Source organism: Burkholderia sp. Ax-1724, assembly GCF_011752995.1.
Taxonomy (GTDB): domain Bacteria; phylum Pseudomonadota; class Gammaproteobacteria; order Burkholderiales; family Burkholderiaceae; genus Paraburkholderia.
The window spans coordinates 1-11409 of the sequence record NZ_VWWL01000030.1 but is presented as its reverse complement, the minus strand read 5'-3'; the positions used below and the strand labels follow the sequence as shown (position 1 = coordinate 11409).

The following is an 11409-nucleotide window of genomic DNA, read 5'->3' as shown; positions in this document are numbered from 1 at the left end:
CAGCGGAGTTGCCCAAGGCCGCCAGCATTGCCCGGAACCACGGGGCCGCCCAAGGCCCCCGAATCACCCCCGCCCCACCGAACCAGATCGGCCCTACTTGCCCAGCGCCGCCGACACGCCGGCCAGCCAGGTCGCGGCCGGCATCACGCTCTTCGGGTCCCAGCTATCGGGCGCATCCAGGCGCGTCTGCAATTGATCCTCGTTGAACTGCCACACCACGACCTTGGGCGCGTGCTGCGCGAACGAGGGGTTCGCCACCGTATCGAGGAACGTCTTCCACGGCCCGATGTTGCCGGGATTCCAGGCCAGCCCCACCGGCACGCCGAGCGCATTCGAGAGCTTCTGCGGATAGCCGAGATACGGCTGCACGAAGCTGTTGCCGATCACCTCGACCTGCGCCGGTCCGCTGTCGAGCAGGCCGTCGGCCGCTTCCGGCTGCTTGCGCACGGTGTAGATGTCGCGCCCGATGCGCTTGCGGTCCTCGGGCGACATGAAGTTCGTCGCGAGATCGCCATAGCGCCGCTCGTTGGTCCAGTCGCCGAGCACGCTGCCGCCGCCGGTGGCTGGCACGGCGAACTTGCCGCGGATCAGCGCGGCCGTCGCATCGGCCGAGGCTTCCGCCGCCCACGCGGTCCAGTGGTAGTCGGCGCGATAGAACGCGCTCTGGCGGTCGTGCTCGACGGATTGCAGCGCGGGCCGATCGTCGAACGTGACGATGCCGGCTGCCGCGAACATGCCGAGCAGGTCGCCGTAGCGCGACTGAACCTGCGGCGACAACCTGACGTCGGCCGGAAGACGCTGCGGGTAGAACACCGACTTGGCCGGCACCACCATCACGACGAGTTCGACGTGCTTCGCCGCCAGCGCATCCTTCGCCTCGCGGATCAGCTTGACGTTAGCCTCGATCTGCGGACGGTCGACCTTGTCGGTGCTTTCCCAGCCCGGGAAAAGCCAGCCGTCCTGCCCCTCGATCACCGACGCCGCAGCCCGCGCCGCGCCGCAGTGAATCGACGCGGCGAGCGCCGCGAAGGCCAGCACGGCGGTCCAGCCGCGCGGCGTGGCCCGGTTCGGTGAAGCACGATTTTTCATCGGAAATCCTGTCGGGTTGTCATGGTTGCGCCAGATAGGCGTTTTCATCGTCGGTAAGCGGTTGGTAGAGCGAGCGCAGCGGCCACTCCCAGATCAGCAGCCGCACACCCTGGAGCCGCTCGGGGTGATGCCGCAGCAGTTCGATCGCGCTGCCGGCAAAGCCGCTGCCCACGCGGCTTTGCTGCGCGATCTCCTGTTTCATCGCGAGTTGCAGATAGTCGGCAAAGCCGGAATTGAGCGAATACGACGAGCCGGCCAGCACGACCGTCGGCGCGGCCACGTCGTCGAGCAGCCCGCCGCCGTGGTGTATGTCGAGCGTTTCGTCGTGGTCGAGGTCGGGCCGCGGCGCGAACGGCGGCACGTTGCCGGCCAGCCCGGCGAGACGCGTCAGATCGCCGATGCGCGCCCCGGAACGAGCCGCCACGCTCAGGCGCATCGTGACGTCGCCGGCCGGCACGTACGCCAGCGCCGCGGCCGCCACGCGGTGGGCGGCGAACTTCGCGCCGTCGCGATTCCAGTGCGTGTCGGTGCGCCAGTAACCGGGCGCGACCCAGCCGTCATGCAGATCGACCTGGCGCAGTGCCAGGCCCGCGCTCGCCTGCTGCCAGGCGAGCCTTCGGCCGCGCGCCTGGCGCGACACCGGCAGCCCGCACAGCCCGCTTGCCGCCTGCTCGGCCTTGTCCGGCACCGGCACGCTCACGACGGCGATGCCGCGCCGTGCGAGATCGGCCGCGAGCTTGCGCGCGAGCGCCACGCGCCGTTCGAGGTTGTGCTCGCCGCCGGGCGTTTCGACCAGTTCCTCGGTCAGAAACAGCCAGCCGGGGCAGCCGCTGCGCACCTGCGGATCGGCATCGCCCGTCACCGCGTAAAGCACGCCGTTGAAGACGCGCCGCACGGCGGGCGCCGGCGCGGCGAGCTCTTCCACGCGCCGGTCCAGCGCCTGCGTTGCGGCGCCGTCGCGCCACGATGCTTGCCGCAGCAGCCGCCCAAGCGCGTCGGCCTCGCCGCTCAGGCGCCAGGCGAGCAGGAGAGCGCCGCCCATGACGACGATCAGAAAGGCCATCGTGTTGAACTTGCGCATCGCGGTCAGAACTGGAAATAGAGAAACGGGACCACGGTGCGTCCTTGCAGCACGCACACCGAGACCAGCCACAGCGGCACCGCCAGATAGCGCAGCAGCGCCTGGCCGCGCGCGTGCCCCGCCGGCCAGGCGGCGGGCAGATAGACGAGCGCGATGCCGCCCAGCAGACAGGCGAGCTGGTTGGGCCGCAGCGCGGCGGCGAACGCGCTCGACATCGCCCAGCCATGCGCGCCGCCGAGCGCCGCCAGCATCGTCGACACTTCGCCCCAACTGTCGGCGCGAAACAGCAGCCAGCCCGCCATCACGAACAGCAGCGTGACGGCATGGCCCGCCCAGAACGGCAGCGCCGGCCCGCGGCGCGCGCGCCACAGCCGTTCGGCCGCGAGACCCGCGCCATGCCACAGGCCCCACACCATGAAGGTCCAGCTCGCGCCATGCCACAGGCCGCCGAGCGCCATCGTAACCAGCAGATTCACGCAGCCGCGCGGCAGGCTTTGGCGACTGCCACCGAGCGGAATGTACAGATAGTCGCGCAGCCAGCTCGACAGGCTGATATGCCAGCGCCGCCAGAACGCCGAGAGCGAGCCGGCCAGATAAGGCGCGTCGAAATTCTCGGGAAAGCGCAGCCCCACCATCAGGCCGAGGCCGATCGCCATGCTGCTGTAGGCGCAGAAGTCGAAATACAGCTGCAACGCATAGGCGAGCACCGTCAGCGCGGCGTCGGCCGCGCTCGGCGACGTCAGCTGATAACCGCTCGTCACGAGCGGCGCCAGCGTGTCCGCGAGCAGGATCTTCTGCGCGAAGCCGAGCATGAACCGCTCGACGCCGACCGCGAACTCCGCGGCATGAAACGCGCGCCGGCGCAACCGCTCGGCCACCCATTCGTAGCGGACGACGGGTCCCGCCACGAGGTGGCCGAACATCGACTGATAGGTCGCATAGCTAACGAAGCTCGGCTCGGCGGCGACGGTGCCGCGATAGACATCGACCGCATACGAAATCGCGCCGAACACGAAGAACGAGAGTCCGATCGGCAGCACGACGGCCTGCCATGCGCCGGTCGGCACGCCGATCGAGCGTGCCGTGTCATGCAGCAGGTTCGCGTACTTGAACCAGACCAGCGCGAGCAGCGGCCACGCGATGCCGGCGAGCAGCGCCCAGCGCCGTTGCCGTGCCCCGGCGCGCTGTATCAGCAAGCCCGTGCCCCACGACCAGAGCGCGATCGAGACGATCAGCGGCAGGAAGTCGGGACGCCACCACGCATAGAAAATCCAGCTGAATCCGAGCAGCGTCAGATTGCGCCAGCGCGCACCGACGAGCGCATAGGCCAGCAGGAAGAGCGGCAGGAAAACGAACAGGAAGCTGATGCTCGCGAAGACCATAGGCGTGCGGGCCGGCGCTCAGTGGCAGGCCGAGTACGGCTCGGTGGCGTCGGTCTGGATCACGAGGCGCGGCGCGGCGGCCGCGCCGAGCAGAAACACGCTCGCATGATCGCCCGACTTCAGCGTGGGCAGCGCCACCGGCGCCGTGCTTCCGCTCGCCTCGCAGCGCCCTTGCAGCCGAGCCTGCACGGGATTGATGACGCGCTTGCGGGTGTCGCCGCTCGTCACGCGATCGAACACCGTCGCGCCGTTCTCGATCTCGAGCGCGCCGTTGCAGTCCGGCGCGAGGTTGTAGAAGCGCAGTTCCGCCTTCAGGTCGTCGCGCCCGTCGCTGGCGTCGGCGATCAGCTTCGGCTGGCCCGCCGCCGTCAGCACCACCGTGTTGAAGGTGCCCGGCTTGACGTCGAAGCGCCCGAGCGCGTGCCCGTCGGCCTTGATCTCGACGCCGGCGGCGGCATCGACGACCCGGTAATCGGTGCTCACCCTGCGCTTCGGATCGAGCGTGTCGCGCTTGCCCGCGAACTCGACGCTGACGGCCTTCGCCGACGGATTCACCACGCGCAGGTAGCTGGAGCCGGCCGGCGCCTGCGGCGCATAGAGCCGCGCGATCTCCTGGGCGGACGCGGCCGGCCCCCAGGCCAGCGCGAGTGCGCCTGCGAAAAGCGCCGCGGCCATGACGGCCATGGCGGCGCCAGTCTTCGGGCGGCGTGCGCCCGCGGACAATGTAGGGTTCTTGACCATCATCGAGTTATCCCCGTTTCGTTCAGTAGTTGAAGACGCTGCGAATGAACCAGCCCTTCGCGCGTTCGTCGCCGGCCACGCGCAGGCGGTATTGCACCGACAGGTCCAGGTACGAGCGCGGCGCATGATAGCGGTCCTCGCGCAGCCAGGTGCGCAGGTTGAGGCCGACGCCCGCGCCGACGGCCCACGGTCTCGTGTAGACGTTGTTGTAGTCCGCCGCGGCCACGGCGTGCGGCGTCAGCATCGTGTGGCCGAGCCACGTATCGGGCAGGCGGAAGCTGCGGCCCGCGTCGAGTTCCGACGTGAGGTAGCGCGTGTTCGCCACGAGGTAGTAGCCGGTCTCGGCATAGAGCTGGACGTTGTTCCAGCTCGGCTTGTCGACGCGCAGGTCGCCGCCCGTGCCCCACGAGTAGCCGAGCCGCGCGAGCCAGTCGCTTTGCGCCGCCGAGCCGATCGCCTGCTGCCGCTCGAAGGCGGCCACGATGTTTTGCGAGGCAAACGGCTTCCAGCGCACGCCGAAGGCGGAGAGCAGGCTCGGCCAGCCGGTCGGCGAGGTGCCGGTGAAGCTGTCGCCCGTCACCGTGTCGGTGGACGTGGTCGGCGCGCTATACGGCGTGCCGATGAGCCGCGCATAGAGATCGACCCAGGTGCCGTTGCGCTCGAGCGCGGCCGGCCGCCACCAGGCCTCGGCGCCGATCTGCAGGTTGTCGCCGACCAGCGCCGACTGGTTCTGGCCCGCCTGCATGTTGTTGCTGCCGCGATAGGTCAGCGCCACATAGGCGCCCCAGCGGCGCTCCAGCTCGGACACCGCGCGGCGCGTCTCGTAGAGGCTTTGCGGCGTGAGGTCGAGCGCGCCAGCATCGGCGGCGTCGATGGCGCGCCGGAAATAGCCGGCCGCGAGCGGACGCTGGTCGGCATTGACGGCCGTGAAGGCCGCATCGCGCAGCGCCGTTGCGGGCAGCTTGCCGGCCGCGTCGAGCGCGCCGAACGCTTGGGCCGCTTGTGAGGACGCGCCCGACACCGCGAGCAGATACGCGTAGTCCAGTTCGGGCGCGGCATCCTTGAGCGCCGCGCGCGCCTGCTTCGCCTCGTCGTGGCGGCCGGCCGCGTCGAGCGCGTCGGCCAGCACGCGCCGGTACATGTCGCGCTTCGGCGCGGCAGCGACCAGTTGGCGCGCGAGCGTCAAAGCCGTCGCGTCGTCGCCCTTTGCGAGCGCCGCGAAAATGGCCGGGACCATCGCATCGGCCGCATTGTCGGCGGGACGCGCGGTACACACCGTGCCGTAAGGCGTGAGCCGGCAATCGAGGAACGGCGCCTGCAACCGCGGGCGGTCCGCGCGATGCCGGTAGTACGCGATCAGGCTGCGCCGCCAGGCCGCTTCGGCGTCGCCGGCCGGCAGCGGCTGCAACGCGCCGCTGGCGAATGCCGCATCGCCCTCGGCCAGCGCCGCATCGGCGACGTAGAGCCGGACGTTGCGCAGATCGTCGTCGCCGAGTGCACCGTTCTTGACGGCTTTCGTGTAGTCGTCGCGCGCTGCGCGGTAGTGGCCCTGCATCTGGCGCAAGTGGCCGCGCAGCAGCAGCGGCACCGCGTCCTCGTCGTCGACCTGGATCGCCGCGCTCGCGGCGGCTTCCGCTTCGGCGTAACGCTGCTCGCGCGTCAACGCGTCGATCAGCAGGAGCCGGTAGGACATTACATCGGGCGCATTCGCAATCGCCTCGGCGATCGCTTTTTCCGCCCGTTGGGGATCGTTGTCGGCCAGCGCGGCGTAGGCTTCGCGCGCGGGCTCCTGCGCAAGCTGGCGGCGCACGGCGTCGCGCCGGCCTTCCAGTTCCCGGTCGGGTCCACCGACCTGCAGGGCCGCGTCGAACAGGCCGAGCGCCTCGCGCGGATGGGCGTTCGCGGCGGCGCGATAGGCCGCCTCGGCCAGCGTTCTTGCCGGCTTTTCCGGCGCGATCGGCGAGCACGCTGGTTCGGTGCCGTTGACTCCGCAATGCAGAAGCGGCGGTTCGAGCGCGGGCCGCGCGGACGCGTCTCCTGTTGCGAGCCATTGCGCGAACCGGCGCCATTGTTGCGCCTCGGCGTCGCTGTCGGGAAACGCTTCGAGAACCTTGAGCGCGGCAGCCGTGTCGCCGGCGCTCAGTTCGGCGCGGGCCACGAGCAGACGCAGCGCGCGCAGTTGTTCAACGCCGTGCGAGTCGTCCACCACGTCCGTCAGGTCCGCCACGCTCGCCAGCGCCTCGTCGTAGTCCGCCCGCGCTTCGTCGTAACGGCCGTCACGCTGCAGCAGATAGCCATGCTGCAGATGGATCATCGAAGCCGCGGCGCCGGCGCTCGCCAGCGCGTCGCGGCTTGCGCGCGAGGCCGCCGCGTCGTCGCGCAGGCGCAGCAGCAAGTCGATCTGCAACAGCCGGTATGACGACGCGCCCGGTGCCAACTCCACAGCGTCGCCAGCGGCGCGCGAGGCACCCGCCACGTCGCCGCTCGCAAGCAGATCGAGCGCGCGAGCCGCAAGATCGACGGCGCGCCGAGGTTCCGTCTTGCCGGGCGCGGCGGGACGGGCACGGCCGGTGGCCTCGCCCGATGCGACGCGCGGCTGGACTCGCCGCGCTTTCCGCGCGGCCTCGGCCTGCGCGAGCAGCGTGTGCAGCCGCGCCACGTCCGGACGCAGGCGGACCGCTTCGCGAGCGTCGCGCGCCGCCGCGTCATAGTCGCCGCGCGCGTATTCGTCGTAAGCCTGCTGCGCGATCCGATAGGCGCTGCCCGCGAGCGGCAGCGGCAAGGTCTCGTCGGCGCGGGACTCCGCGCATGCCGCGAACAGCGCGGCGCACAGGATGGAAACAGCCGTTGGTCGAGGAAAGCGCACGATCACTTCAGCACGCTCTCCACCAGTTCGGGCGACACATAGTGAGGTCCGTCGAAGACATAAGTACGAAAACCGCGATAGGCCGCCAATTGAGGCTTGAGCTCGGCGGCCGTCGCGGCGCGAAAAGGACGGCCCACGTCGGGCCGGAACGCTTCGGCGATGATCCGCACGCGGGCCGCGCCGAGCCTGGCCGCCAGCGCGTCGGCATAGTCGCGGGCCACGCGGGGTTCGCGGGCATACACGCCGACGCCGTCCTGGAACAGCACGCCGACGTCGGGCGGCAGCCAGCTGTCGAGCCAGGCCGCGAGCGCCGGCCCGCCGATGTTCGAGCGGTCGTAGACGCTGATCCACAACGGCCTCGGCAAACGCATCAGCAACGGCGCGAGTTGTGGCGCGTCGCGCCAGCCCGGATCGACTTCGACCGGGAAGTACCAGCCCTCGACGTGCAGCGGCGGCACGGCGGCGGCGAGCTTCAGCGATTGCTCCGCGAGTTCCGCCGCGTCGGCGCGCGCCGCGCGCTCGTCGAAGCGGCCCGCGAGGCCGACCAGCACATGGCTCGCCCACGGTTCGCGCGCGATGCGCGGCCAGTCGGGCAGGCTCGGCGCTTCGCGCAAACCGGTGCCGCCGACGAAGGCCGTGTCGTCCACCGCGGTCCACTGGATCAGCAGATCGGTGACCCCCAGCCGTTCCCAGTCGCCGTGCGGGTTCACGTGCGCGTTGTCGGGCTGCCACGCGATGCCGTCGGCATACACGGCCGGCGGGGCCTCGCAGCCGGCGAGCAGGCAGGCGCCGAGCACCGCGGCTGCGGCCCAGGCACGGCGCAGCCGCCGGCCGGCGGCGCGCGCGCGAATCGCGACAGGGCTCATGTGACGGGCACCCCCGCCTCGCGCGCGCGGACCTGCGCCGCGATCGCATCGTTGAGCGCGCGGCTGCTGATTACGCCGCGCGCCACCATGAAGTCGCCGATACGGCCGTCGCGGTCCGGGCGATAGAGGTTCAGCGCCGCGTTGAAGCGCTCGCGCGTTACGTGGCCGAGTTCGATCAGCAGATCGCCGAGCAGCGGAACACGCGCGGCGGCCGGCTCCAGCGCTTCGGGCGTGCCGCGCAGCAGGCGCAGGCCCGTCACGACGTCGCTTTCGCGCGCGATGTGCTGCGTGACCGGCTGCCCGAGCGCCTCGGCAAGCTCCGCCAGCGTCGGCTCGGGCAGCGGGCTCGCGGTAAGGAGGATCGCGCGGCCGGCCGCGTCGGTGCCCTGCACCAGCACGCGATGACGGATCGACGCATCAACTGGCAGACGCGCGCGATCGGCGTCGAGCTGGCGCAAATCGAGCGCCGCATGCGGCAGGTCGGCCTGGAACGCGATCGCTTCGGCGAGCGTTTCCTCGTCGAGCCAGCCTTTGGCCATCAGCACGCGGCCGAGCGGCGCTTCGCGCGCGTACCAGTCGTCGAGCGCATGCGCGAGCTGCTGCTCGTCGATCGCCCGCCACGACAGCAGCAGCTCGCCGAGCCGCTGGCGGCGGCCGCCCGTCAGGCCGTCCGCGGTCGGAAAATCGTGCATGGTCTTGTCCCACGCGAGCCGCTTGCCCGTCGCGAGGTGGACGAGAAACAGCCGCCACGCACGCGACACGGCCAGAAAATTGACGAAGTTGCCGACCACCATGCGCGGAATCGACATCGCGCCGTGCTCCCAGCCGTACAGCCGCGTCACGAAGTAGACGCGCTGCACGACGCGCAGCAGCAGCGCCACGGCATTGAGCCCGAGCACGACGTGCATCCACGTGGAATTGACGAACGGCGACGGCAGCAGCGCCACGGGTAGCCCCAGCGCGCTGGCGCCCATGAACAGCAGGAACTGGATCAGCAGCGCATAGGCGGCCATGCTGACGAACGCGGTCACGATCCCCTTGCGGTCGCGAAACAGCAGGTAGCGGTGGGCGAGCGAGCCGCTCCAGCCGGTGTGCTGCCAGCCCTGCAAGCCGATGCCGAGGGCCCAGCGCGCGCGCTGGCGGTAGGCGGTGCGCAGCGTGTCGGGGAAGAACTCGCGCACGCACAGCGGCATCGTGATGGTGACCTCGCGCGGCTTGCCCAAACCGAACCACGTCGCGCGGCGGGAGCGGAACTGCACCGGAAAGCGCGCGAAGATCGACTGCATGCCGAGCCTGGCAAGCCGCGCGCCGACGTCATAGTCCTCGGTCAGGCTGTCGGTGTTGAAGGGCTGGTTCTGCGTGCTCTCGGCCAGCGCGAGCAGCGCGCGCCGCGAAAAACAGGTGCCCACGCCCGCCGACGGCACCGCGCCCGCGAGACTCTCGCGCACCACGAGGTCCTTCGCGTGCCACTCGGCGAACTCGTCCATGTAGGTGCCGGCCACGAGTTCGTACCAGTGCCGCTCCAGCGAGGCAACCGGCAGCTGGATCATGTCCTTGCGCGGCAGCAGGTAATTGAAGAACTTCAGCTCGACCGGATGCAGCACGTCCTCGCTGTCGTGCAGCACGACGCCCGCGAATTCGATCCCCGCCTCGCGCTCGTGGCGAAAGATCGCCTGGATCACCCAGTTCAGGCAGTCGGCCTTGCAGGTGGGTCCGTCGTGCGGCACCTCGACGCGGTGCAGTTGCCGGTAGCGGCGGCGCATGCGCTCCACTTCCGCAATGGTCTGCGCGTCGTTGCGATAGGTGCCGACGAACACCATGTAGTTGCGGTAGTCGAGCACGCGCACCATGTCCTCGATCATGGCGGCGATCACGTCGTATTCGAGCCATGCCGGCACCATGATCGCGAGCGGCTGCTCCTCGCGCGCCTGCAACTGCCCGACCGTGAGCGGCCGGTAGGCGCGCTTGACCGTCGCGGCGCGCCACGCCTCGCGCGCCCAGTACCACAGATCGATGAACAGGTCGTCGAGCGCGGACAGCAGGATCAGCACCGCGACGAAGCCCGCGCAGTACTGCAGCAGTTCGAAATACTGCGCGGCGTAGTACCCGGAATACAGACCCATGGCGCGCGGACTCACTCGCCGGCGGGCCGGCGCGCCTTGCGGCGGCGCACGAAGGCGGCCAGCAGCAGCAGCGCGACGAACCCGGCCACCACGACGGCGGGCACGAACCAGATGAGCCACTGGCGCGTCCACGGCGTGGCGGCGCTGCCCGTCTGCGGCGCCAGATCGCCTTCGTGGATGGTATCGAGCTGCTTGAGCACGCCGCTGCGGTCGATCACGGCGACGTCGCCGTGCGAAAGCTGGAAGGCCGTCGGCAGCGGCGGCGCATGGGCGCCGACGCTGCGGTAGACCACGCCTGCCGTGCCGCCCGCATGCTCGACGTCGATCACGCCGACTTCGGCCAGGTTGGCGACGCCGCTCACGTCGTAAAGCATCGCACCGCGCGGGCCGGTAATGGTCAGGCGGCCGTCCGCGATGCGCACGTGCGACTTCGGATCGGCCAGCGGCACGTCGATGGCGAGAAACGCGCCGGCGGGCGCCGCTGCTTGTCCGTCCGGGCTCACATTCAGCGCCGCGCGTTGCGGCGCGACGCCGGCCGCGTTGGCCAGACGCGCCACGCGCGGCAGCGTCGCCGTCGCGTCGGCGAGATACGACGCCGGCACGACCAGCGTCGCGCCTTGCGCGAAACGCCCCACCATGCCGGTGAAGGTGTCGTCGCCGTCGGCGCGCGCGAGCGTCAGATGACTGCCGGGCAGAACCGCGGCCGGATAGCCCTGCGCCATCGCGCAGCCGCTGCCGGGCTGGCGCTGGAACGTCACGCGCAGCACGTTGCGGGCCGCGAGCGCGGCGCGCGGAATGTGAGCGGTGACGCGCTGTGCGCGGCCGCCGGCGTCCAGCAGCTGTGCGCCGATCAGCACGTCGTTGAAATAGATCGATGCGACCGGCCTCGCGCCGTCGCTATTGGGCGCGCCCGCGAGATCCAGCACCACGGCGTCGGGCAGACGGCCCGCGCCCGCCACCGCGCCGAGGTCGAAGGCGGCGCTCCACGACGCCTGGGCGTACACGTCGAGTGTCGCCGGTTCGCCGCCGAGCGCGGAAAGCGCGACGACGTCGGCCCGGCCGTTGATGCTGCTGTCGATGCCGTGCACGACGAGCTGGTTCGATACGTTGATCGTGCGCCAGGCCTGCGCAAGCACGCCGATGGCCTGGCTGTCGCCGACCGCGATCGCGGCCTGTCCGCCGACGCGCACGAGGCGCGCTTCGCCGGCCGCGAGCGGCGCGACGAGCGGCCCGGCGACGCGCTTGCGCCATGCGTCGAACG

Annotated in this window: 7 protein-coding genes and 1 pseudogene; all 8 read right to left on the bottom strand. The window is 70.7% G+C overall.

The features are described 5' to 3' along the window. Positions 1-93: 93 nt before the first annotated feature. Positions 94-1089, bottom strand: a complete 996-nt coding sequence (locus tag F3J19_RS28460) for a twin-arginine translocation pathway signal (protein ID WP_167049150.1) — start codon at positions 1087-1089, stop codon at positions 94-96. Positions 1090-1108: 19 nt separating this feature from the next. Further along, positions 1109-2170, bottom strand: coding sequence for a hypothetical protein (locus F3J19_RS28455; RefSeq protein ID WP_167049148.1), 1062 nt, complete (start codon positions 2168-2170; stop codon positions 1109-1111). 5 nt (positions 2171-2175) lie between these two features. Continuing rightward, positions 2176-3552: an MBOAT family protein gene (locus tag F3J19_RS28450; protein WP_167049146.1), complete on the bottom strand. Its 1377-nt coding sequence runs from the start codon at positions 3550-3552 to the stop codon at positions 2176-2178. An 18-nt stretch (positions 3553-3570) separates the two neighbouring features. Next, on the bottom strand, positions 3571-4296 hold the full coding sequence (locus tag F3J19_RS28445; protein WP_167049144.1) for an alginate O-acetyltransferase AlgF: 726 nt from the start codon (positions 4294-4296) through the stop codon (positions 3571-3573). Positions 4297-4315: 19 nt separating this feature from the next. After that, on the bottom strand, positions 4316-7159 hold the full coding sequence (locus F3J19_RS33120) for a bacteriophage N4 adsorption protein A (protein WP_167049142.1): 2844 nt from the start codon (positions 7157-7159) through the stop codon (positions 4316-4318). Positions 7160-7161: 2 nt separating this feature from the next. Further along, positions 7162-8025, bottom strand: a complete 864-nt coding sequence (locus F3J19_RS28435; RefSeq protein ID WP_240159295.1) for a hypothetical protein — start codon at positions 8023-8025, stop codon at positions 7162-7164. Next, positions 8022-10148 carry a glycosyl transferase family protein gene (locus tag F3J19_RS28430; RefSeq protein WP_167049140.1) on the bottom strand — a complete coding sequence of 709 codons (2127 nt, stop codon included), beginning with the start codon at positions 10146-10148 and terminating at the stop codon, positions 8022-8024. Before F3J19_RS28430 ends, F3J19_RS28435 begins: the two co-directional genes overlap by 4 nt. Before the next feature lie 11 nt (positions 10149-10159). After that, positions 10160-11409 (bottom strand): annotated as a pseudogene (locus F3J19_RS28425) (cellulose synthase); the annotation flags it as partial.

Bases quoted from the DNA above. Each gene is read 5' to 3' on its own strand.
- F3J19_RS28430 (WP_167049140.1), bottom strand. From the start codon at position 10,148: ATGGGTCTGTATTCCGGGTACTACGCCGCGCAGTATTTCGAACTGCTG.
- F3J19_RS28450 (WP_167049146.1), bottom strand. From the start codon at position 3,552: ATGGTCTTCGCGAGCATCAGCTTCCTGTTCGTTTTCCTGCCGCTCTTC.
- F3J19_RS28435 (WP_240159295.1), bottom strand. From the start codon at position 8,025: ATGAGCCCTGTCGCGATTCGCGCGCGCGCCGCCGGCCGGCGGCTGCGC.
- F3J19_RS28460 (WP_167049150.1), bottom strand. From the start codon at position 1,089: ATGAAAAATCGTGCTTCACCGAACCGGGCCACGCCGCGCGGCTGGACC.
- F3J19_RS28455 (WP_167049148.1), bottom strand. From the start codon at position 2,170: ATGCGCAAGTTCAACACGATGGCCTTTCTGATCGTCGTCATGGGCGGC.
- F3J19_RS28445 (WP_167049144.1), bottom strand. From the start codon at position 4,296: ATGATGGTCAAGAACCCTACATTGTCCGCGGGCGCACGCCGCCCGAAG.